This window comes from Mucilaginibacter sp., assembly GCF_035492695.1.
Classification (GTDB): Bacteria; Bacteroidota; Bacteroidia; order Sphingobacteriales; family Sphingobacteriaceae; genus Mucilaginibacter.
On sequence record NZ_DATJJC010000022.1, the window covers coordinates 118,878 to 142,938 of the forward strand.

The following is a 24,061-nucleotide window of genomic DNA, read 5'->3' on the forward strand; positions in this document are numbered from 1 at the left end:
CAGTGAGTGGCTTTCAGGATTCGAACCTGCCCGCTTACGCGGTTTCACCAGCGAAGTATCACACACTTACGGCATCTTTCATTATGTTTTTAAAAAAGGGCAAAAAGCAACCGGTGAGGTTTTTTAGATTTAGACCACTGCAATTGCTTGCAGGCAGAACTCGAATCTGCAGCTTCCGCCAGTTGGCGGACGTCATACCGAAGTATCACCAGTTTACGGCACCTTTTCAGGTTTAGGTATATATTTTTATAAAATAAGAAGAGCTACAGGCGGCAAACGACTATGTATTCAAACGTGACAGGTTTCGAAGTAACGCTTGCCTAACGGCATCTTCTTTTTCTTAAGGGCAATCATCAACATGCGCTTTTTACTGCTCTACCAACTGAGCTACAATGGATCGCTCCAAAAACCGGGATCGAACCGGCGACACGAAGTAGCGCACATTTACGGCACCTTAATATTCTAAATTAAAAAGGGTAAAAAGCAACAAGTGACTATCCTGCTCTAACCAACTGAGCTACATTAGTTTTCACTAAAGGCCGGGCTCGAACCGGCGACCTGGGAGTTAAAAGCTCGAAGTAACACTTGTTTACGACACCTTTTTATTTTCAATTTCTTTTAAAAGAAGGGCAAAAAGCAATAAGTCAATCGTACCGCACGTAGCATATCGCCCGACAACGGTTCTGGTCGAAGTAAGACTTATTTACGGCACCTTCCTTTTTATTTAATAAGGAGCGACAGGCGAACGCGGGCCGGGGGAACGCTTAGGGACTCTAACCCTCAGCATAGCTTCGCCACACTGCCCACCCCCTTAATGGAGCGAAGTATCCCGTTTCAACGGCATCCTTATATTTTAATATCTTTTTAAAAGTATGGGGTGTTAGCTTCCCCATACTTGTTTTATAATTCAACCTGATTGATAGCATCTAAAGCCGTTGGGTTTTATAACATCCGATTTGGGCAATAGCATGTTACCTGAAATATATAGAGCCGGGCAGCTCAACGCGCGATTAAAAAAGTGGTCTGCTCTATTTATCGCATTTACGACTGCTGTCCATGCAAATGCCCGCTCAAGAGCCTGACCGCTGATTTTAAAACTTGATTAACGTCATGGTTTGTAATGATTACCGTCATTGCCACTTTGATGTTCCTTATGCATTTTTGTCGCTATTACTGATAGATCATGCCGTGAGATACCACGCCTTTATAACAGATTATGACGGGACACTGGCCGAAAATAACCAGGTTCCGGCCGCTGTGCTACAGGCATTAAAAGATCTTAAAGCAACGGGCAGGAGGCTAATACTTGTAACAGGCAGGCAGTTGAATGATTTGAAAAACGCTTTTCCGGAGTTCGGAGTTTTTGACGCGATCGTAGCGGAAAATGGCGCCCTCGTTTTTAACCCTGCTACCTTGGAACAAGAAATTATCGGCAGCCCTCCTCCGGCTGGTTTTTTCGATTTGCTTGCAAAAAGTAAAATACCTTACGAAAAAGGGCAAGTCATCGTTTCGACATGGATGCCGTATGAGCGTATTCTTCTTGATGCAATTCAACGAAGTGGATTGGAGCACCAGGTTATATTTAACAAAAACGCGGTAATGGTATTGCCTCCGGCAGTTAACAAAGCTACCGGACTGCACAAGGCACTATTCGCTTTAAATATTTCAGAACACAATGCGGTCGCCGTCGGTGATGCCGAAAATGATAATGCCATGCTTTCAGCGGTTGAGTGTTCAATTGCCGTTCAAAATGCTTTGCCGCATGTTAAGCAGGCGGCCGATTGGACGACAACCCACCCGGCAAGTGATGGCGTGCTTGAACTCATCGGCGATTTGTTACATGACGACCTTGTTCAAATCGACAGACAGTTATTCCGGCATTTTTTGCAACTGGGTACGGAAATAGATGGGCTGCCTTTTAAGGTTAGTCCCTTCGGCACAAATATCCTTATTGCCGGCAGCTCCGGTTCAGGTAAAACAACAATGACTGCAGCTTTTCTGGAAAAACTGTGCGGAAATAATTATCAATTTTGCTTAATCGATCCGGAGGGTGACTATCTCGATCTGGACGGCGCACTTACAATAGGCGATAGTAAACAAGCCCCGTCTATTGATGAGATTATTCAGGTTTTGACCTTGCCTAATGAAAACGTTGTCGTTTGTGCGCTCGCTATTCCATTTAAGGACCGGCCGGTTTTCTTTAAAACTTGTTAGCTGAATTGATAAGCCTGCGCGAAAGAACCGGTCATCCGCATTTTATCTTAATAGATGAAGCTAATCATCTTCTGCCGGCAGAAAATACAGGTGTCTTTTATGGTATGCCTGAAGACTTTAATAACTTCGTTTTAATAACCACCCGCCCCGAACTTTTATGTCGTGATTTTTTGCGGAAAATAAATCTTGTTATGATGACCGGCGAAGCACCGGTTGAGCTTGCCAGTTCGTTTTCTGCGCTTACAGGCAAGCCTATACGCTTAACCGACCACCTGGTTTTTCAAAAGGGAAATGTCATGGTTTGGCACGAAGAAAGAAAAAGCCCGTTTTTTATCGATGGCTGCATGCCCCAGCAAATTTTGCTGCGGCATAAACGCAAATATGCGTGCGGCGATATGACGGTCAACAGTTTCTTTTTCAGGGGTCCTTTTCTCAAGCTAAACCTCAAAGCGAGCAACCTGATGAATTTTATTCAAATAGGGCAGGGCGTTGATGACGAGACCTGGCTCTTTCATCTGCGTAATCACGATTATTCAAACTGGTTTAAAAATTCCGTTAAGGATGAAGAACTGGCTGCCGCCACAGAAAAAATTGAGAGGAACGGAAAGACTGCCGGCATGACACGCAAAGATATTTTCGACGCTATTCTTGAGCGGTATACTGTTCCGGGGTGAATTTAAGAACGGCTGCTGCATTTGCCATCCACCGGATTAATAAACGTCTAACATCTTAGCCAGGTACGCTTGAACAAAAATGGAAGCGGGCGGAATTTTATGGAGTTGGAGCCTTACGAAAACTTCAATGAGGCTGTTGATGAAGAGGTGATATTTTACCTAGATAAACTTAGAAAACCGGGAATAGCGAGCTGACGCCGGGCGTGGACTTTTTAAAACGTCCGCTTCTAATAGCTATGGGAATTTTTGCCGGGCACCCAGGGAAAAGAACTGATGTCTATCATAATTAACAGTGACAGCCGTCATTGCGCTCATCAGTTTGAAAGATCAACTTTAAGTTTTTCAAACAGCCTATTTAAAAATCAAGAAGCAAATGAAAAAGGTGAATTAAACTAATCCGGTATCAATCATAGAAAAACGGAACAGCAACACCGTGACCGGGTTCTGCCTCCGCCTGTTCTAATCATATAAAATATTAATGGATCTATTTAACTGTAAAAACTAAAATCATGAAAACCGACATTCAAATTCAAGAAGACGTCATGAATGAATTAAAATGGCAGCCATTTTTAACTTCATCCGAAATCGGGGTTGCCGTAAAAAACGGTATAGTTACCCTTACCGGCATTGTAGATACCTATTCAAAAAAGTTATATGCTGAAAAGGCTGTAAAACGGGTAGCCGGCGTCAAAGCCGTCGCTGAAGATATCCAGGTGGGGTTCTCACCATCCTACCGTAAGACGGATACCGAAATAGCGGATGCGGTGTTCAACGCTTTAAAATGGCATGCCGCGGTACAGGAAGATAAGATCAGGATCAAAGTTGACGACGGCATGGTGACACTGGAGGGCGAAGTAGAGTGGGATTATCAGCGTGTAGCAGCAAAAATCGCCATCCAAAATTTGACTGGGGTTCGTTCAGTACTTAACCTGATCACCTTAAGGCCGAGAATTTCACCTGTTGAAATTGAAAAAAAGATCAAGTCGGCGTTTCAGCGGCATGCATCCATTGATTCCTCAAAAATATGGGCCGATGTGCTCGGCAACAAGGTCACCCTTCGTGGGAAAGTCCGTTCATTTACTGAAAAGGAAGATGCAGAAAATGCCGCCTGGGCAGCACCAGGGGTGGCACATATCGAGAGCAAACTTGAAGTGGAAGAACCTGAATACGTTTATTAAAACGGCTGTTCAAAGTTTAAGTGAAAGCCGTCTTAACAAGGCGGCTTTCTTTAGCGCCTGCACATCTGAAGCCAATCAGTTCGATTGATGACGGGAATCGTTCCCGTGCGGCAATAAAAGTCGAGCCTTGTAAAAGCGGTTAATGTTTTACCGTGTAAATCAAGCGCTTTCTTTCTACTAATTGGCAGTATCCCAGCTTATTAAAAAGAATGATAATGAACCCAGAAATTGATAACCAAATACATGACTTGCTGAACGTCAAATTTTCAGGACCCGTCCTCTCGATCATTTTGCCTCTTCAGCCTGAGATTAGCCTGAAAACCAAAACAGCCCACGCCTTGAAGATTGCTGCCGATAAAGCTGAAAACCAATTGTCTGAAATTTGCGCTGGCGAATCGGGCCGGTTGATCATACAAAAGCTTCATAGTGTTATCGGCAACCTGGTTATTCCGCCAAGGAAAAAGGGATTGGCAATCTTTATTTCGCCGGAATGTGAAAAGAGATTTTTCCTGGATGTGCCGGTTGAAGAAAAGGTGATCGTTAATGATTTCTTTGAGATCAGGGATGTTGTTTACGATTCAAAGCAATCCATACCATTGTTATTGATAGTCATGAGCAGCAAAGCATGCCGCGTATTCAAAGGCGATCAATATCACCTAAACCCCGTGCACCTGGATGTGCCCGAATCATACTATGCGTATGTCGATGATGTACCGGAGAGAGTCGGCAATTTTTCTGATATGACGGAACGTAAACACGCGATAACAGAAAAGTTCCTTCGTCATATCGACGATGGTGTGGATAAGCTGCAGCACGAGAACCCTCTGCCGATCATCATATGCGGAGCCGAAAAGGTATTGGGTCATTTTAAAAAATTAAGCAAACATAGTGAGGCTGTTATAGCGTGCGTGCCGGGCAACTATGACGATGCGGATGTCAATCACTTGTTAAAACTTATCGCCGGAGACCTTGCCCAGGTGAAACAGTCCCGGCAAAAGGAATTGATAGACAAATTGCAGGATGCTGCCGGCAAAAAAAGATTGTCTTACGGTATTAGCGATGTTTGGAAAAATGCATCCGCGGGAAAAGGCAGTTTATTAATAGCAGAAATGAACTATCATTATGCGTTCGCGCTTGCGCCGGAATCGTATGCAGTACCGGACGGGCATCATACCCGGACGCACGACCTGGTCAGCGGTGCAGTCGAATATACTTTGAAATACGGCGGGGATGTGGAGTTTGTAGAGGATGGCAGCCTTGAAAATTACGGGCGTATTGCGCTTATCCATTATTATTGATGGTCCGGAACATCGATACGGGGCATGTAATGAAATGAACACGCTTGAACTATATAATACTAAAATATATATTCCTTAACTGCAATAGTTTGTTTAACGGGGTGCTATTTTTTAAATAAAAAACGGGAGCCGGATTACCGCTCCCGTATGAGTAGCTTCATTTCTTATCCAGAAATTCTATCTACCTCCTTTTACCGATGTTGGAATTGTATTCCATCGACCGGATGATATAAATGTATCCTGATTTTATGATCTAATAAATGAGGCAGGTCATTTTATGAAATGAGCATTATCATTTGGTTAACGCACTGCGCTTGCAAACTTTATAACCGTGAAATACTTCAGGCATAAAACAAAAAGCGCCTTGCCGCAGGGATCCCGGAAAATTAAATGGGGCGGAATCTGGATATACCTGCTGGTACTTGCAGTTCTTCTGGCTCCTCAATTTGCGGGCAGATCTGTCACTGAGATAACATGGCAGCAGTTTCAAAAGGATATATTGAACCGCAAGGCTGTTGCACGGCTTGCCGTTATCAACGGCGAAACCGTAGAGGTTTACCTAAAACCTTCCTTTGCCAATGACAAGCAATTCAAAGACGTTTTTAAATCGATATGGGGCGTTAACAATGGGCCGCATTATTCTTTCAGCATTGGCTCGTCAGATTCATTTGACAAAGAAATGGACGATGCGGAGAAAAATATTCCGCTGAACGATAAGATACCTGTAGCATATGTGAAAAAGACGAATTGGGTGATCAATGTGCTCAGTTGGATCATACCGTTTGCCCTGTTGTTCCTTGTCTGGACTTACCTAATCAGGCGGACAGGAACAGGGGGACTTGCTGGCAGCGGCGGTACTTCGATCTTTAATTTCGGAAAGTCAACTGCTACGCTCGTCGAAAAGCGCAAAAGTGATGTCACTTTTAAAGATGTGGCCGGCCTGACGGAAGCGCAGATCGAAGTTCGCGAAATTGTAGATTTCCTAAAGAACCCTAATGCTTTCACCAGGCTAGGTGCCAAAATACCGAAAGGCGTTATCCTGGTTGGGCCGCCCGGAACCGGCAAAACACTTTTAGCGAAAGCGGTAGCCGGTGAAGCAAAAGTGCCTTTTTTTTCTATCTCTGGCTCAGAGTTCGTTGAAATGTTTGTTGGCGTCGGTGCTTCGCGCGTTCGGGACCTTTTTCGGCAGGCCAAAGAAAAGGCGCCGTGCATCATTTTTATTGATGAAATAGATGCTATCGGCCGGTCAAGGGGCAAGGGAGCCTTTCTCTCGGGCGGGAACGATGAACGTGAAAGCACACTTAATCAGCTACTAACGGAAATGGATGGTTTTGGTACCAACAACGGCGTTATCGTTTTGGCGGCATCTAACCGAGCAGATATGCTGGATACGGCCCTGTTGCGTCCCGGTCGTTTTGACAGGCATATCTATCTTGAACTGCCCAATATGAATGAACGGGAAGCCATATTTAAAGTGCACATGCGGCCACTGATTACCGACACTTCGATTGATACCCGTTTCCTTGCGGCACAGACACCCGGTTTTTCCGGCGCTGATATAGCCAATATATGCAATGAAGCGGCTTTGTTTGCTGCCCGGAAGAAAGAAAATAAGGTCAACAACGTCGATTTTATGGATGCGATCGATCGTGTTGTCGCCGGTCTTGAAAAGAAGAGTAAGATCATTACACCTGAGGAAAAAAAGAGAATAGCTTTTCATGAGGCTGGGCATGCCGTGGTCAGCTGGCTGTTGAAAAATGTCGACCCGCTGGTAAAGGTATCGATCATTCCGAGGGGAAAATCGTTGGGTGCGGCCTGGTACTTGCCGGAAGAGAAGCAATTGCGCACGGAGTCAGCATTTAGTGAGCATTTATGCGCCACTCTGGGTGGCCGCGCCGCGGAAGAGGTTGTTTTTGGTGAGATTTCGTCCGGAGCGCTTGATGATCTGGAAAAGGTGACAAATGAGGCCTACATGATGGTAGCGTATTTCGGCTTTAATAAAAGGCTTGGCAATACCAGCTATTATGATTCGACAGGGCAGCGTGACATGGCCATACAAAAACCTTATAGCGAAGAAACGGGCCGGCTGATCGACGAGGAGGTGCGTAAATTGGTTAATGCTGCGTATGCACAGGCAAAGGAAATATTGGTGCAAAACAGGTCATTACTTGAACGATTGGCCGGGGCACTCGAAGCTAAAGAAATAATTTACAAAGAGGATTTAGAGGAGATACTGGGAAAAAGGGGACAAAGAGGGACTATCCGGCCCTTTCCGGAGGTACATGTTTCCTGAAAGGCTGTTGCTTTAATTATCGGCCCTGCAAGATGACAAAGGCCATGAATTGTAGTGAGTAGCGTCATGGCTTGCTAGCTATTATCTGGAGAAATTTAGGGTATAAAATTAATCATTAACACCATGTCAGCTTTAGTAAAAAAATCAAATGGATTTCCAGCATTGAGGTCAATGATGGAAGATTTCTGGAACGGCGACAAATTTTTTAATACGCCATTCTTTGCCAGCGAAGTTATGCCTTCGGTAAACGTTCACGACAGGAAAAATCATTACGAACTGGAGGTAGCTGCTCCCGGTTACAAGAAAGATGATTTCAAGATCAACACCGAAAACGGCCTGATCACGATCAGCGCCAAAACCAGCAACTCAAAAAAGGAAGAAAAGGAAAATTATGTGCGCCAGGAATTTTCATGTTCATCATTCACCCGCACCTTTAGTCTGCCTGAAGATGTAGAAGATGATAAGATCAATGCGCACTATGATAATGGTGTACTTACCGTCGAACTGAAAAAAACAGCAAAGGCGATCGCCGCCAAAAAAGAGATCAAAGTTGATTAACAGATCACCAGGCAATTCCATCGTTTATGTCGGTGGGGTTATTACTAAAAGAAAACATTATGGAAACTACATTAAGTTTATCCGCCCGTTCGCAGCAATCGTATGTGCTGTGCAGGCATTGGCAAAAGGACCTGGAGTTTTTCAGGATCGAAACAGCTTTTTTGCACCGGCTACTCGACGATTATTTTGTTCAATTACTGAGCCCGGAGTTTTTTGAAAAGCTTAAACAAGCCAGTTCAAAATTATTTGAACTGGAAAGAGACGAAACCGGCGTTAGCGAGCAATTGGCGGCACAAATGAAGCAACTGGAACTTGCAGCAGAGAATGTTATTCCGGAAGATGCCGAAATGCTCGCCGATACACAGGCCACGATCGAATCGCAGCTTTTAAAGCTCATCAATGAATATCGTGAAGTGAAAAAGGAGATGTTTGCATTGGTTGAAAATGCAAGGCATCACAAAAAAATCATCACGACATAAAGACACCAACTGCACGAATCTTATTCGATAAAGAAGGCATTGTTCCGGATCCTTTTATGTATCTCCGGCGCTTCGTCGCCGTAACCTAATATCACCGCCATATGCACCTGTTCGGAAAGCGGAACCTGCAGGCGCGAGAATATCTTGGTTTGCTCGACATATTTGGCCAAACCAACAGGACAACTGTCAAGGCCAAGCGCCCTGGCAGCCAGCATCATATTTTGCGCACACATGCCGATGTCTATTGGCGCCCACTCATTCTCTCTTGGCGCCGCTATAAAGATCACAACCGGTGCCTTGTGAAAAATAGGATCTGTTCGTTTGAAAAGGTCGCCGTCTTTTAGCATGTGTAAAAAATTGAACGCCGTCCTGATTACGTCGCCGGGATGATCCTTGACGTAGGTACGGGCTGTTACTTTGGCTATTTCCCCTGAAAAAGCTTTTATCGTTTCTTTATTGGTAAGAATATAAAATTTCCAGGGCTGCTTATTGATAGCAGAAGGTGCCATACGCCCGGCGTCCAATACTTTAGTAACCATTTCATGGTCGACTGGAATATCCTTAAATTTTCTGACCGCCCGGCGGGTATATATCGTTTTTAGCGTTTCGGAGCATGCTACATCTTCGCTCATGATATCTGTTTCCATTTTTTTGGGGATTAATTTTTTGGACTTTCATTATCTTTAAATCACCGTATGCCAGTATAATTATTCGTTGGCCGGGAAGATTAAAACAGGTATTTTTTTGTATTTGAGCAAATCTTTGCTATCACTGTGACTGAATAGTCCGCCAAGGAATGAATGCTGGTGGTGTAGCATGGCAAGCAGGGAAGCATGTTCTGTTTTTGTTAGCCTCAGTAAACGGTTTGCCAAGTCCTTGCCATTGATCACATCATAGGTAACGTGGGCACTGTGAAATTTCTCAAGATAGGCTTCGAATGCGGCCTTGTCTGTTTCTCTGTTGTTCGATTTGCTTCCGGTCACATGCACCACTTTGATCGCGAGGTCGAAGGCTTTGGCGATTTTTACCAGGAAGCTGATAGCATCAATATCCTCCAAATCGTAGTCCGTGGCGTAAATCACTTCTGTTGCCTGTTTAAGATTTGTTCCGGCAGGAACGACGAGCACGGGAGTTTTTACGGTGCCGATGACGCTATTCGCATGATTGGCTTTGAAAGCACCCTCGTCGTGGCTTCCCATCACGATGAGTTCAATATGATTTTTTTCTAAAATATCGATAACGCCGGATTTCAGTCCGAATGCCTCAACATCGGTATGGATAATTGGCTGCCTGTCACCCGGGCCAAGCGTTTTAGGGCTAAGTTCTTCAAGCTTCCCTTTTAGAGCGTAAAGCCGCTCCTGACTTGCTTCTTCAGTTTCCCTGAACATTTCCGGGTACCATTGGCTGCCGACATAATTCTCCGCGGTCGGATAAAAAGTAAAAGCGTTTAACAGCAAAAGATTGGTATGCAGTTTCTGACTGAGGGCGAGAGCCGTCTCGGATGCCGCTTTGGAATTCTCCGAAAAGTCGGTCAGCAATAAAATATTTTTCATATCCTAAATGTTGGGGTTTATAAAAAAGATTAACTATCTGTCATCCGTTTATTTAGATCAAATTTGCTGTTACACTGCTTCAAAACAAATGATGCTGGTCATTAAATAACATGACACTTACCTATTTCCTGCGGGTTGTGTCCGTCTTCCTTTGTTGCTGTTTTTCCAGATTCTTAAAATAACCGCGTAATAGGAAATTGTGCTTCAGTGCTTCCATATTTTGATTAAAACCATCTGTTCCCTTCCTGATATTTTCCATGCTCACACTCAGATTTTTCGCTGTTACCGAGTCGTTCAATAATAGCTTCACGACGCCTTTACCTTTATGCAGGTCGCTATTGAGATCGGTGATCATCTTATTCAATTGGATCGTAACCTGGTTGACGTTGTCACTGGCAAGCCTAATCTTATTTACCGCTTCATTCAGGTTGCCGGCGAGCGTACTGTCTTTGAGCAGCACGCCGGCATTGCCTTTGCCTTGTTTTACCCTTGCGACAAGGTCATCTAGACCCTGCGTCATTTCGCGGGCATTAATACTCGTTTGCTCGATGTTTTTTAATGTCGATCTGATGCTTTGCTTCAGCGCCTTATCGTTGATCATGGTCCATGCTGCGCTTTTATCAAGCTGCGAAACGGTATTCCTCAGTGATTCGGATATATCAGCAATATTATTGTTGGTTTTCGATAGCGTTTCCAGCATATCATCGGTACTGGCCATCTTTCTCGTCCCGATAAGGTCGTGATCTTCAATAACCGCGCTGGCGCCTTTGCCTGGTGTTATATTGATAACCTTGTCGCCCATCAGGCCCTGGGTTCCAATAGAGCCACGCGCATTTTTCAGAATGAATGGCTTTATTTTACTGTCAACACGCATCAACACCTCAATGCACGTATCATTCAGGATACTAATAGTTTTTACAGTGCCTGCCTGTATTCCCGAAAAAAGTACGTTGTCACCCTCGATCAGGCCGTTGACGTTCGAAAAACGTGCCCTGAGCTCAAAATTTGAACCAAAGAGACTCCGGTTTTGACCGACCATGTAAAGTGTGAAGATCAGCGCCAGTAATCCTGTTAATACAAATGCGCCTAATTTGATGTTGTTTGCTCCCTGGTTTGCCATGTTGCTTATTCAAAGAATTGTTTTATGTTTTTGTCCGCTGAATTTTTCAGCTCGTCAAATTTCCCTTCTGTATAGCTTTTTCCGTCCAACAGCAACACCACCCGGTCAGCCGTGCGACTTACGCACTTCATATCATGCGAAATAATGATCGACGACGTTTTGTACTTATTATGCAGCTTTAGGATCAGGTCTTCTATTTCCCCTGCCGTTATCGGGTCGAGCCCGGTTGTTGGTTCGTCATAAAGTATGATCTTTGGCCGCAGGATCATGGTACGGGCAAGAGCGATCCGTTTGGCCATTCCTCCCGATAGCTCCGCAGGCATCATTTCGGCGGTATGTCCCAGATTTACATTATTCAGGGCTTCCATAACCATATCGTCCACTTCGTGCTGCGAGAGTTCAAACCAGTGCCTGCGCAAAGGAAATTCGAGGTTTTCGCGGACCGTCATCGAATCATACAAGGCGTTACTCTGGAAAAGAAAACCGATCTGTGTGCGCAGCATATCCAGCTCGTGATGGCTGAGTTGTGCGATGTCGCTGCCCAGGACAACGATCTTACCATCATCAGGCTGCAGTAAACCAATGATACATTTGATAAGCACCGATTTTCCTGATCCTGAACGTCCCAGCACAACGAGGTTTTCCTGAGCATTCAGCTCGATGTTAAAATCCTTCAAAACATGGTTATTGCCAAAAGACTTGCACAGGCCACTGATAGCGATTATTGCGCCACTTTTGCTTTCTTTGGTCTTGATCGGTCCCTGCTTCATGGCCTTTAGTTTAAGCCTAAAATTGATGTAACCTGGACCGCAAGCAGGTCGATGATGAAGATGAATACAGATGAAAGCACTACCGCGGTATTAGCTGAATTTCCGACACCGCGCGTACCACGGCTGGAATTGTAGCCTTTGTAACAACCGATGATACTTACTGCAAAGCCAAAAAAGAATGTTTTGATAAATGCGGGCAGCACATCGCCGAATTCCAACGTATGGAATATTTGTATGAAGAATAGCTTAAAACTTGTAACGGCGCTGATATTGATACCTATATATGCGCCAAAAAGCGATATGGCATCGGCCAGTAAAGTGAGTACAGGCAGCATCAACGTGCCGGCAACTACCCTGGTAGCTACCAAATATTTGTAGGGGTTGGTGCCACTTACCTCCATCGCGTCTATCTGCTCAGTAACCTTCATCGAGCCCAGTTCAGCGCCGATGCTGCTGCCAATTTTGCCTGCAAATATCAGCGCCGTTATTACCGGACCAATCTCCCGGACGATGGCAATTCCAACCATCACAGGCAATTGTGATTGAACACCGTAATAAACCAGAGAAGGCCGCAACTGCATCGTCAGCACCAAACCCATAATGAAGCCTGTGAGGCCCACTAACGGAAGCGACCGATAGCCAATAAAATAGCATTGCCCCAGGAACTCTTTGAGCTCATAGGGCGGCTTGGTCCCAAGCGAGAACAAATGGCCGGTGAAACGCGCCATATCGCCTGCTTGATCCAGAAAGTTCCTTGTTCTATAGATAACACCCATCTGTATAAAAACTGTAAATATTTAATAATCAAGTTTTTGACTAAGTTAGAGGACCTTGTTGCTCAAAAAAATGATACGAATTGCGCGCAATAGTGATTTTGGTCAGTAATTGATCGGAGGGGGACATGCATATTGCATTCAAATTCAGGCGCCGGCACTATGCGATTAAGGAATGAAAAATCGGCTTGATGTAACTCGGCTTCTGCATTAACTCGGCAGGAAAGTTATGGATATCGTTACGCATTTCGCATTGGGGGCCTGTATTGCTGAATTTGCCCGGAAGAAGAATGAAAATAAAAAAATTCTTTTCCTGGGTGGGTTTGTTCAGTGCCTGCCCGATATAGATACGATCGAAGGATTATTTTTGCCTGCCGATCGTTCGCTGATGATCCACCGCGGAATTACACATTCGTTCTTTTTTGCGGTAGTTGCAGGGGTGATTCTGTCGCTATTCGCTTACCGGATTTTTAAAGCCGCAGGCAGACCTTTTCTTTCGATATCTCTGTTTGTCGTATTCCAATTGATTTTGCATGACCTGCTGGATGTTTGTAACGCGTATGGTACGGCTTTGCTTGAGCCCTTCAATCACAGGCGTTTTTCCCTGAACCTGCTTTTCGTAGCTGATCCCCTGTTTAGCCTTGGGCTTATCATTGCAGCAATGGTGCTGCTGTTCAGCAATGGCAATTATAACCGCAGGCTCAAATGGGTCAGGGCAGCTTTGCTGTTTTCCTGCTGTTACCTGGCATATGCAGGCATCAACAAGACGATTATTGACAGTCGTGTATCGGCCGCCCTTCACAACAGGAAAATTGGGTTTAAAGATTATTTTGCTACTCCGGCACCGTTCAACAGCGTGCTGTGGTATATCATTGTCGATACAGATAGCTATTATTACACAGCGTATAGTTCGGTATACGACAGCAAGTCACGAAATATTGAATTTGAAACACATCCTAAAAATTACGGTTTGCTGAATTTGACGCGGGGCCGGCATTCGGTTCAAAACTTTCGCGAATTTGCAGCCGGCTACTATACTATTTCAGGCTCAGCTAATAAGCCATACATCAATATTCTCAGGTTTGGACAGATCCAGGGATGGAGAATAAGAAATGCTCCTTTTGTTTTAAGCTGCCCGCTGATCAGTAATGGGCCCCACATCGTCCCCCTGCAACAGGCAAGGCTTACAGGCTGGGATATGAATAGCATCACAGTTTATTTTAGACGGATAACCGGTAATTAACATTTACTATGAGAAACAATGCTTTTTACGTTATCAATGGAATTACGCTTTATCGGCTCGTTGCGGCTCCGTTCCTTATTTTTTTGGTGGTTACGGGTTGGTTTGAACTGTTCAAATGGCTATTGCTCCTTAGCTTTTTCAGCGATGCAGTCGATGGATATCTTGCCAGGAAATATAAGGTTTCGAGTTCTTTTGGCGCACGCCTCGATTCGATCGCTGACGATTGTACAATCCTAGCAGCAATCGTAGCTATGTGTGTACAGCATGCGCTTTTTTTATTGTATGAGATTATCCCGGTTGCCATGCTTTTCGTTTTGTATCTGGCAGAGATCATTTGTGCTGTTTACAGGTACAAACGTCCAACAAGTTTTCACACCTATGCCGCCAAGTTGGCGGCCGTAAGTCAGGCCATTTTTCTGCTGGCATTTTTCTTTCTGCCGCAACCGGTTTACTGGTTATTTTACGTGATGGTATTTTTGACAATTCTCGACCTGGCGGAAGAGATCGTCCTGATCTTTTTGCTACGCGAATACCTAACCGATGTAAAAGGCATATACTGGATATTGAAGGCCAGAAAAAAGGGTAGCTAATGGGCTGTGCGTGAAAAGTCAAAATGAAGCTGGGTTCGGCATTATCCTTACTTTGGAACTCAATTTTGCCATGCTTTACTTGATATAACGGGCGACGATGTTCAAACCCAATGCTGTGCCCGGTATGGTTCCCTTATTATGTGCCCTGCAGGACGGTTCGAACAAATGTTTTTGTTCAGTTTCAGGAATGCCTATACCACTGTCTTTGGCGATTACCTCATATTCATTGCCGACAGTTTCTGTTTCAAATGCAATTATCGTTGCTTCGCCCGAATATTTTATAGTATTCGATATGAGGTTGATGACGCGATGCAAAGTATATTTCAGATATCTTTAATCAGATTGTACAAATAATCTGTTCGATATCAATTGTTTAGATGACATGCATCAAGTTTTCTATGACTTAAAACCAGAACCTTCGATTAGATGTTCAATGTTATGAAAAAGACAATATACTCATTACTCGTTTTGGGTTTTTACTGCGTTAGTTGCCAAGCTCAAAATATAACCCTCGGCGTACGCGGTGGTATCAGTATACCCGATCTTTCTGCAGGGAGGGGTAATCAGAACCCGCTCAATACCGGTTACAACTCAAGACTCGGACCGGACGCAGCGGTATATGCAGAATTTAAATTCTCAGACTTGTTTTCCCTGCAGCCTATGATCGAATATTCTTCGCAAGGTGGTAAAAAGGATGGATTGCAGGCCTTTACCACGCCCGATCAGCTTGCGGACATGTTTCCTCCTGGCCAGGCGCCGCAGTATTTGTATGCCAACTACAATAGCGAAGCTAAATTGAATTACCTGCTTATACCGGTTTTAGCTAAAGTGGGGTGGAATGTTAAACACTCACCATTCAGGATATATATCGATGCGGGACCATTCCTCGGCCTGCTGATTTCGGCGCACCAGGTAACCAGCGGTCAAAGCCAATTATATACCGATCCCGGCGGGCGGCAGCCTTTGCCAGGCGGCGCCCAATCATTTGATGATAACATCAACGTTCGCAATTCACTCCACCGGGTTAACGCCGGGATCGAGGGCAACCTTGGAGTAAGTTATAAAATCGGAAGAGGCAGTGTATTCCTCGAAGGAGGCGCCAACTATGGGTTTTTCAACATCCAGAGAAATTCGGTGGATGGAAAAAACGAGACTGGTGCTGCAGTGGCGACCATTGGATATAGCTACTGGTTGGGGAAGTATTGAAGCATCTTACGGGCCATTTTCAGAATCATGCCTGCATATATACCGCTTCTAAAGCCTGGTATCATTTTTTTATGTTCTGTACTGAGCTTCTCGGTTTTGGTTGAGGGGCAGGCTACAAATCCCAGAAAAAAAACGGACAGTTTATTTAAGGCGCCGCAAAAAAGATTTGGCCGGGCGGTCATAGAGTTAGGTCTCGGAGAAGTTGTTCCCTTATTTATCGACGACTATTTTTCACAACAAGATTGGGCGAATATATCTTTTAAATCAATAGGTCATAACCTACGCCCTTCAACCTGGACATGGGATTATGATGAGTTTCAAACAAACGAGATAGGGCATCCTTTTCACGGCAGTATTTTTTTCAATGTTTTTCGGTCAAACGGCTACAGTTTCTGGCCATCGGCGCCCACCACTTTTGCTGGAAGTTACCTTTGGGAGACGCAAGCGCCCTCAATAAATGACTTTATAACAACCGGTTTGGTTTATCCGGATGTGAATGGCCAGAAATTGGTCAAAGAGGTAAACAGCTTGCCCTACACGCAACAATGACGTTTTTCCCTTAACGATTTTAGCAGAGTTTGCGGCAATCATGTTTCAAAAGGAAAACAAACATCAATTTTCAGAATATAAAATTGCATGAATACGTATCTTTGACGTCAGTCAATTAGTTGCAAAAAATTGGTGAGCATCTGGAGAGCACCAAGACAAAACCATTAAAATTAGCCTGGAAAGGGCATAGTTCATATCCCGTCCATGAATTTCATAAGGCCTGATTTTTAACCTTTGCTTTATTTGATCAAGCATAGATTTATCTAACCTCATTTTTTTACAATCAGATCTTCTTTAGCCGCCCATAAGCTGATATCCTGCTTAGTGAGTGCAGCGGCCATCAGGTCTGGAAATTTATCGGGCGTACATGCAAAAACAGGCACGCCTAAATCAGCAAGGAATTGGGCGTTATGGTGATCATAAGATGGTGCGCCATCATCGTTTAATGCTAAAAGAACAACAAGCTGTACACCTGCGGCAACAAGTTCGACAGCACGTTTGCGCATATCGTTAACATTGCCACCTTCGTACAAGTCGGTGATCAGTACCAAAACAGTATCAGCAGGCTTGGTCACTATTTGCTGGCAGTAAGTTAGGGCCGCATTAATATCCGTCCCGCCTCCGAGCTGTACACCGAACAACAATTCAACCGGGTCGGTCAGTTCTTCCGTCAAATCGGCAATAGCAGTGTCAAATACCACCATCTTTGTTTCAATAGCTGGAATGGAAGCCATCACGCTGCCAAATATGCCTGAGTAAACTACAGATGAACCCATTGAACCGCTTTGATCCAGACAGAGTATTACATCTTTTAGTGACGACCGCTTTCGTCCATAACCGACTCTGTTCTCGGGAATGATAGTTTGATATTCGGGCTGGTAGTGCTTTAGATTCTTTAGAATGGTAGCGCCCCAGTTAATTTCCTGGTGACGAGGCCGTGTGTTTCTTATGCTTCTGTTCAGACTGCCGGTTATAGCCTGCCGGGTAGGTTCCGCCAGTTTTTTGATGAGTTCATTAACAACTTTACGCACAACCTGGCGGGCGGTATCTTTGGTTTTATCAGGGATTACTCTGCTCAAGGTCATTAGCGTGGCTACCAAATGTACATCAGGCTCCATGTTTTCCAGCATCTCTTTTTCAAACAACATTTGCGTTAAATTCAGGCGCTTCAGAGCATCCTGCTGCATTACCTGTACAACGCTGGAAGGAAAAAACGTACGGATATCGCCAAGCCAACGACTTACATTTGGCGAGGAAGCACCCAGGCCACCGCTTTTATCACTATCATATAATGCTTCAAGTGTATGGTCAACTTTCAGGTCGGATTCGTTTAAATCAAACTGGGTTCCTTCCTGTTGATGCCCGCCCAGGATCAACCGCCATTTACGCAGGTGCTGCGGCTCAATTTCCATTTTGTTCAGTTTGATTAATGTTTAAACCCAATAACTCTATGATTACCGGCAGGCCCTGTTCGGCCCTTACCGCATCAAAGTTTGTAATTGAAATTGTATGCTGGTGCCCGGCACTCCCACCTGTACGTACTTTTTCGCCCAATTTCCTTCGCTCCGGAATCGAAAAGTTGGCAAATGTGCGGCGCAGCAGCGGCAACACCTGCATAAAAGTTTCATCTGTTAAACCGGATACCCAATTATCAATTACTTGCCACAGATCCTGATCAAGTAACAATAATGTACCGCTTCCTTTCAAAAAACCTTCAAGCCAAGCTGCCGAAACAAGAGGCGCGGTGGCTGCGGACATGGCATAGCCAAAGTACTGTATTAATTGGTCTATGGCTAATAATTTGCTATCATTTAACAACCGGGTACTATAGCCGCCAAGTACCGGAGATGTATTTTTATTACCCGCAATCAGCTGCAAGGTTTGTTGCCAGCCGGAAGATGTTTCGGATTCCTGTAGTAAGTTGATACCATCATTCAACTCATAAAACAAGCCCAACAATTGCTGTGCAGCGTCATCATCAATAGCTACACAGGCATTGGGCAGGCTGATACAAATACGGGTAATGATACTGCTAATAATACTTAACACCACCGAGGCGTCCGTTTTACGCACGTTGCCATAACGGGCAACGGTAATTAATCCGGGCACAACCTCCATTAATTCAATTACATCAGCGGATGCCGCAGCTAAGTTATTCAACCGATAGATCAATACCTCTATAGCCTGAGGTAGTTCCGCCGGAATACTTTTTTCAAGCAGGTCACTGATTACTTTCAGGTCCTTTGCTTCTTTTGCCCGGTTCAACACGCTATTGGCAGCGGCTTCCACAACTGTATTGCCTAAATTACCGCGCTCAATAATCTCAACAGAGTACCCAGGGTCCCATTGCAGGCGCCATTGCTCTTTAAAAGTACCTTTACCGGCTACATATTGTTGCCTGCCCCATTCTATTCCCAGCAAAGTCAGCCGATGCAGGAAAACGCTGCGTTCCAGGTCGGTATCTTTACGCAGATCGAGCGTATAGTCTTTAAAATCAGCAGTGGGAGGTAGTCTTAATTTCTTTTGCAGTTTTTCAATATCCAGCTGCAGTGGCGGTTTAGGTATCTCGACAGGTACCTCACCTATCTGATGGCCGACGATCAGCTCATCATGAACCAATTTCAATAAGATACTTTCCCCGTTACAAAGCACACTGAGTGTCGCTTCGTTCAATTCTTCCAAACCCGCTTTTGACAGGTCGCGCAACGAAGCGAGTGACCCCGCTAAGCGAACTGCCTCTATAATATGCGCAACTGAAGTATCCATTTGCTGTTTGCGGAACAGTTGAGCGACATGCGCCATCCACAAGGTGCCATCATCATTGGGGTAATGCCAAACATGATTATACCATCCCGGCGAGTTAATCCCGGCACCATAGCCGCTATAAAAGCTTAAACGATTAAATGTCCAGGGTATCCATGTACATTCGGTTTTTACCTTTGGCAGACCTTTCAGTAATTCATTATCATCTTTTTGTGATGATTTATTTTGGAGCGCTGGCACGTGCCAGGCACCGCAAATAACTGCGATGTTATAGAACATCTCTTTTTCGGCCTGGCGTATGGAACGGCGCATGTACGCCTCGCGTAATTGCTCCAGTCCTTTATCTTTTTGTGGGATGTTTTCCCGCAGGACCTGCATAGCCTCAGCGACCGCATCAAATACGTCGTTATTATTCAGACGATATTCAAACGTATGCTCCCACCATTTTTCATCGTCAGCAAAACCAGCAGCGTCTGACAGATAACTGATCGGCCTTTTATAGAATGTTTCATAAGATTGTGCATCCAGGTTGACGGGATCGGGATTTGCGGGAGTATGTTTTTCTTTTTGTTCACGCTGTTCTTTTTCTACAAGCATTTGGTTACCTGCCGGCAAATCCATAAAGCGCACATGTATGTTTTGCTTACGGGCATAAAGAATTGCCTGCCACTCGGGCGAAAAATCGGCAAAAGGATAAAATACAGATGCCTGCGGATCGTCTGGCTGATAGCAAAGCAAAGCCACCGGGGGTTTTAAATCCTGATGACCAACCCATTTCAATATAGTATCGGCTTCCGGCGGCCCTTCTACCAGTACAATATCCGGCTTAACCGATTCCAGGAAAGCTTTCACATTGTTTGCAGACCCAGGGCCGTGATGGCGTATGCCTAATATATTTATTGCCATGTACTGATCAGCTTTTATTATAAGTCGCGGCAGGCACGGTAAATGTCGCTCCAGTCGTTTCGTGTTTTCACAACCGTTTCCAAATATTCCTGCCATACCAGTTTATCCTGAACCGGATCCTTGATCACTGTGCCAATAATACTTGCGGCAAGGTCAGCAGCTTTTACTTGCCCATCGCCAAAATAAGCCGCCATGGATAAACCGCTGTTCACTACCGAAATAGCTTCGGCGGTGCTTAGCGTACCTGTAGGTATTTTGATCTTGGTTTTACCATCCAAAGTGACACCGCTGCGCAGCTCCCGGAAGATGGTTACAATTCTGCGGATCTCCTGTAATGCAGGTGGTTCGGCGGGGAGTTCCATTACCTTTTCAAAGCTTTCCACCCGGCGGCGAACAATATCTATCTCTTCTTCAATCGAACCAGGCAATGGCAGGATCACCGTATTGAAACGGCGTTTCAAAGCGCTGGACAATTCGTTCACACCCTTATCACGGTTATTGGCGGTAGCAATTACATTGAATCCTTTAATGGCCTGCACCTCCATATCCAGTTCAGGGACGGGCAATGTTTTTTCGGACAGAATGGTGATCAGCGTATCCTGCACATCGGCACCTATGCGGGTCAGTTCTTCTAACCGAACGATCTTACCATCCTTCATGGCCCGCATTACCGGGGTTTCTACCAGTGCCCCGGCCGAAGGGCCTTCCGCTATCAGTCGCGCATAATTCCACCCATAACGTACCGATTCTTCACTAGTACCTGCTGTTCCTTGAATAATCAGGGTTGAATCCCCGCTTACACCGGCTGCCAAATGCTCGCTCACCCAACTTTTAGCCGTTCCCGGTAAACCGTACAACAGCAAAGCACGATCGGTAGTGAGCGTTGCCACAGCTATTTCTATCAGGCGGCGGTTACCGATATATTTAGGCGATACCTCAAACCCGTTTTTGAGTTTACCGCCTACCAGGTAGGTAACTACAGATTGGGGTGAAAGCATCCAGTTGCCCGGGCGCTTGTCATTATCCTGTTTTTTAAGTTCTTCCAGTTCGTGTGCAAATAATTGTTCTGCATGCTGACGTAGTAGCTGTGACATGTTGGTATTTTATGTGTTAAAAGCTTTGATCATTTGTTGCTTTAAGCCAAGCAATTTAATTAAGTGGTGGCTGTTTTTTTCCCATGTATTTTGAAGATTGGCGTCTTTGGGCCCGATTTTTTTGAGCTCGTTTAGAATGCCAGCCGGAATGAGTTTTATATTTTTGCTAAAAAATCCCCGGTTATATTCATAAGGATGATTAGCCATCTCCCGCAGTACGGTTGATGCAAAATCAAGTCCCCATTCGTGCTTTAGCGTTAATGCAAAGTGTATCGTATTCAGCGCATCAACCTTTAAAAAGCGGCTTAGATATTTTTCCTGCTCGCTCGTAGTCATCATTTCGAGAAAATCCGGGTAAAAACCAGGCTGGTCAAGAAAATAAGGAATCCAATCTGTTTGCTTAAAGCGCGACACTGCCAGCCCTAAAGCAGGGATTTTATCACTAGCATATTTATCAAAATAGGCTACTACCTGTCCTGGCGTACATTCAAACTGCTTTTCCCAAAAAGTCGGCGGTACACTACCAATTAGCTGGTATAAAATAAAACTTTCATCCGTAATAGATGCTTTCTGCCCGGCTAACTTTTCTATCCCCGATTTAAAAATGCTTTCATCTACCACCGCAGGCAACGTTTGCTGAATAGAGACTTTATTCAGCATCCCTAATAAAGCTTTCTCTTTTTTAAGGGTAACGGACTGCTTTAACAAACCTTCGTATTGATTAACTATAGACGAGCCCGGTATCAGCTTAAGCAAAGCCATAGCCCCATCTTTAACTTTCTGCCCTTTTTCATCGAGCAGGTTTTCCAGCCATTCCAAATCGCCGGTGCCGACATTAATTCGCAATGTTTTAAGGAGTTCCACCTTACTTGCTGCAGTTTCCTGCTCCCAGGTTTGCCGTAGCCATTCTCTCGCCCGCCCTGGATCATCCTGCCTAATCTTTTTTAATAATGCCGCCCTTTCTTCGGGCTTGCCGGTTTGCCATATTTCCTCATCGGGGAATATTCTAAAATAATCCCACACCGGGTTGAGCTTACTTAGCCATTCGCCCCGATTGCCACTGCAAGCAATAACCATTAATCGTAACGAAGCGTATTTTGCTGCTTTGTCCAATACGGCAGGCAAAACATCGGGCAAAAACAATTGCTCATTTTCATCACATCGGCTCATCCATAGTTCCAGAAGGGCTGTGTTGTCCTCATAAAGGATATCATTTAAAATGCTTGCCGCTGCAAGCGAACAATAGGGCTTAATTTCCCCCTCTGTCATAGTAACCGGCAAATCCTGTTTCTGAAATGGTGTAAACCCGCATTGCCGGTAATTATAAATCACTGCAGCTTTTTGCAGAAATTTTGCTTCTCTATCTATTGAATCAATAGCATCAATCTTTATCGCAATTTCAGTTATGGAATCCGGCAAATCCTGATTACCGGGCATCGGTTTATCCGTTCCCAGCATCGCCGTATTTATTACGTATTCCCAAGCTTTCATCAGATTGTTTTATAATTATTTTGATGCCATACACCTAATGGCCTGTACGCGTTTTCTTTACCAATTACGCTCATGGTTAAAGGTTCGCCGCCGCTTAAGGCCATCAATTGCCATATGTTTTTAAAACCCAAGGCGATCCTGCATAAATAGCCTTCCTGATCTTGAAGCCACCATTGTTTTTGATATTGTACCGGTCTTAAAGCCTCTACCATGAACGGCATTTCATTTCTGAAAGGTAACCTGCTGTTCAACGAGGTTTCCTGTGCAGATACCTGGTGCCAACCTTTAAAACTTTGAATATCGTTTGGAGAGCCAGGCTTTGCAGCAGCATGGTTTTTAATAATAGCCCTGTAAGGAATAACTGACGGGAAATAACTCAGTTCTGCATCCAGGTACATGCCCGCGCTCAGGGATATCTGGGCAACCTGTCCTCGTACAACAAAGTGCAGAACCAGCGCGTATTGGTTACTTTTCAAGCCATAGAGCCAGTTTTGCTCAATAGTGATCTGCTCTTCGTCCCGGCTTTCTTTACCTATTACCAGCCAGGTATCGGTAAGACCGCTTTGCTGTCTAAGCTCGTCCTGGTTAACAGTAAAACCGATGGCCGAGCGTATATCCTGTTGCAATAATGGATTAATACTGGGCAAATGCTGGTAGCCTTCAGCAACCAGGTATAACTGTAATAACTTATCCATAAAATTGTCTTGCCAGCCTTCGTTCCAGAAATTAGTTGCCCCAAGATTTTTAACCATTGCGGCCATTCCGGATGCCTGGGCGTCAACCATCCGGCGGGCCATATTATCCCAATAGGCCGCTCCCTTTTCGGGTACAGTTAAAATACCATTTCGAACAATATCTTTTACCCAAATCAATAACTCGTTTATCCCCGCACTGACTTTTTGTTCGCGCGATTGCAAACGCTTAGCCTGAGCCGCTTCATCAATCGGTTTTTCTGCCTTTTCAATTTGTTTCTCTTCTTTTTCAGATCGCTTGCTTATCCAGTCGCTTACCCAGGCAGGAATATTTGCATTAGTAAACAAGCCCGGCTGGCGAGCACATAACAACAGCAGGCCAAGCCCGTGTTTACACGGGAATTTACGGCTTGGACACGAGCATTTGAAAGCTATTACAGTAAGATCGACCTGTGTTTGATAAGGTTTGCTACCGCTGCCCTGACACTCACCCCACAAGGCCTGATCGTTAATTCCTTTGGCAACCCATTTGGCAGGTGTGGCCAAATCACGCCCGGCTTTTTTTGAAGCTTCATCAGGCGCAAGGGCATATATCTGGTCTTCTGTTAGCTGCAAAA

22 protein-coding genes are annotated in these 24,061 nt (G+C 44.8%); 11 read left to right on the forward strand and 11 right to left on the reverse strand.

The genetic code is table 11. From position 1 onward, the window contains the following. Positions 1-1,257: 1,257 nt before the first annotated feature. From VL525_RS14500 to VL525_RS14530, 7 genes are all read left to right on the forward strand, one after another. Positions 1,258-2,214: an HAD family hydrolase gene (locus VL525_RS14500; protein WP_325387750.1), complete on the forward strand. Its 957-nt coding sequence runs from the start codon at positions 1,258-1,260 to the stop codon at positions 2,212-2,214. After that, positions 2,208-2,888, forward strand: coding sequence for a hypothetical protein (locus VL525_RS14505; RefSeq protein WP_325387751.1), 681 nt, complete (start codon positions 2,208-2,210; stop codon positions 2,886-2,888). The genes VL525_RS14500 and VL525_RS14505 overlap by 7 nt, the downstream gene beginning before the upstream one ends. A 509-nt stretch (positions 2,889-3,397) precedes the next feature. Then, positions 3,398-4,066, forward strand: coding sequence for a BON domain-containing protein (locus tag VL525_RS14510; protein WP_325387752.1), 669 nt, complete (start codon positions 3,398-3,400; stop codon positions 4,064-4,066). Positions 4,067-4,281: 215 nt separating this feature from the next. Beyond that, a complete protein-coding gene (locus VL525_RS14515) occupies positions 4,282-5,364 on the forward strand; it encodes a hypothetical protein (RefSeq protein ID WP_325387753.1) in 1,083 nt (360 codons plus the stop codon). Between the two features lie 331 nt (positions 5,365-5,695). Continuing rightward, complete coding sequence (gene ftsH, locus VL525_RS14520; RefSeq protein WP_325387754.1) at positions 5,696-7,657, forward strand: ATP-dependent zinc metalloprotease FtsH; 1,962 nt, start codon at positions 5,696-5,698, stop codon at positions 7,655-7,657. Positions 7,658-7,780: 123 nt separating this feature from the next. Beyond that, positions 7,781-8,215: an Hsp20/alpha crystallin family protein gene (locus tag VL525_RS14525; RefSeq protein WP_325387755.1), complete on the forward strand. Its 435-nt coding sequence runs from the start codon at positions 7,781-7,783 to the stop codon at positions 8,213-8,215. Positions 8,216-8,274: 59 nt separating this feature from the next. Further along, positions 8,275-8,694: a hypothetical protein gene (locus VL525_RS14530; RefSeq protein ID WP_325387756.1), complete on the forward strand. Its 420-nt coding sequence runs from the start codon at positions 8,275-8,277 to the stop codon at positions 8,692-8,694. Between the two features lie 20 nt (positions 8,695-8,714). Here the strand turns inward: VL525_RS14530 and VL525_RS14535 are convergent, their stop codons facing one another. From VL525_RS14535 to VL525_RS14555, 5 genes are all read right to left on the reverse strand, one after another. Beyond that, positions 8,715-9,341: a nitroreductase gene (locus tag VL525_RS14535; RefSeq protein WP_325387757.1), complete on the reverse strand. Its 627-nt coding sequence runs from the start codon at positions 9,339-9,341 to the stop codon at positions 8,715-8,717. Between the two features lie 60 nt (positions 9,342-9,401). Continuing rightward, on the reverse strand, positions 9,402-10,247 hold the full coding sequence (locus VL525_RS14540; protein WP_325387758.1) for a universal stress protein: 846 nt from the start codon (positions 10,245-10,247) through the stop codon (positions 9,402-9,404). A 121-nt stretch (positions 10,248-10,368) separates the two neighbouring features. Beyond that, positions 10,369-11,367, reverse strand: a complete 999-nt coding sequence (locus tag VL525_RS14545) for an MlaD family protein (protein ID WP_325387759.1) — start codon at positions 11,365-11,367, stop codon at positions 10,369-10,371. Positions 11,368-11,372: 5 nt separating this feature from the next. Then, positions 11,373-12,137 carry an ABC transporter ATP-binding protein gene (locus tag VL525_RS14550; RefSeq protein WP_325387760.1) on the reverse strand — a complete coding sequence of 255 codons (765 nt, stop codon included), beginning with the start codon at positions 12,135-12,137 and terminating at the stop codon, positions 11,373-11,375. Between the two features lie 5 nt (positions 12,138-12,142). After that, entirely contained in the window at positions 12,143-12,865 is a 723-nt protein-coding gene (locus VL525_RS14555; RefSeq protein WP_325387761.1) for an ABC transporter permease, read from the reverse strand. A gap of 274 nt (positions 12,866-13,139) precedes the next feature. Here VL525_RS14555 and VL525_RS14560 point away from each other — a divergent pair, with 274 nt between their 5' ends. Together VL525_RS14560 and VL525_RS14565 are read left to right on the forward strand one after the other, a co-directional pair. Beyond that, positions 13,140-14,153 (forward strand): metal-dependent hydrolase, encoded by a 1,014-nt coding sequence (locus tag VL525_RS14560; RefSeq protein ID WP_325387762.1) that lies wholly within the window; start codon positions 13,140-13,142, stop codon positions 14,151-14,153. Positions 14,154-14,161: 8 nt separating this feature from the next. Beyond that, positions 14,162-14,743: a CDP-alcohol phosphatidyltransferase family protein gene (locus tag VL525_RS14565; protein ID WP_325387763.1), complete on the forward strand. Its 582-nt coding sequence runs from the start codon at positions 14,162-14,164 to the stop codon at positions 14,741-14,743. A 75-nt stretch (positions 14,744-14,818) separates the two neighbouring features. On the opposite strand, the gene VL525_RS14570 is transcribed toward VL525_RS14565, so the two are convergent. Next, positions 14,819-15,058, reverse strand: coding sequence for a sensor histidine kinase (locus VL525_RS14570; protein ID WP_325387764.1), 240 nt, complete (start codon positions 15,056-15,058; stop codon positions 14,819-14,821). Between the two features lie 123 nt (positions 15,059-15,181). Here VL525_RS14570 and VL525_RS14575 point away from each other — a divergent pair, with 123 nt between their 5' ends. After that, the gene (locus VL525_RS14575; RefSeq protein WP_325387765.1) at positions 15,182-15,949 is read left to right on the forward strand and encodes a porin family protein; all 768 of its coding nucleotides are present in this window, start codon (positions 15,182-15,184) and stop codon (positions 15,947-15,949) included. 27 nt (positions 15,950-15,976) lie between these two features. After that, complete coding sequence (locus VL525_RS14580) at positions 15,977-16,498, forward strand: DUF3943 domain-containing protein (protein WP_325387766.1); 522 nt, start codon at positions 15,977-15,979, stop codon at positions 16,496-16,498. A 269-nt stretch (positions 16,499-16,767) separates the two neighbouring features. Here VL525_RS14580 and VL525_RS14585 read toward each other — a convergent pair whose 3' ends face one another. Genes VL525_RS14585 through VL525_RS14605 form a run of 5 tightly spaced genes read right to left on the reverse strand, consistent with a single transcriptional unit; the run spans position 16,768 to position 24,059 of the window. Next, the gene (locus VL525_RS14585) at positions 16,768-17,910 is read right to left on the reverse strand and encodes a VWA domain-containing protein (RefSeq protein ID WP_325387767.1); all 1,143 of its coding nucleotides are present in this window, start codon (positions 17,908-17,910) and stop codon (positions 16,768-16,770) included. Further along, entirely contained in the window at positions 17,900-20,167 is a 2,268-nt protein-coding gene (locus VL525_RS14590) for a DUF5682 family protein (RefSeq protein ID WP_325387768.1), read from the reverse strand. Before VL525_RS14590 ends, VL525_RS14585 begins: the two co-directional genes overlap by 11 nt. Positions 20,168-20,184: 17 nt before the next feature. Continuing rightward, positions 20,185-21,261 (reverse strand): AAA family ATPase, encoded by a 1,077-nt coding sequence (locus tag VL525_RS14595; protein ID WP_325387769.1) that lies wholly within the window; start codon positions 21,259-21,261, stop codon positions 20,185-20,187. A gap of 9 nt (positions 21,262-21,270) precedes the next feature. Beyond that, entirely contained in the window at positions 21,271-22,752 is a 1,482-nt protein-coding gene (locus VL525_RS14600; protein ID WP_325387770.1) for a DUF5691 domain-containing protein, read from the reverse strand. Continuing rightward, positions 22,752-24,059 (reverse strand): SWIM zinc finger family protein, encoded by a 1,308-nt coding sequence (locus VL525_RS14605; RefSeq protein ID WP_325387771.1) that lies wholly within the window; start codon positions 24,057-24,059, stop codon positions 22,752-22,754. Before VL525_RS14605 ends, VL525_RS14600 begins: the two co-directional genes overlap by 1 nt. Between the last annotated feature and the right edge of the window lie 2 nt (positions 24,060-24,061).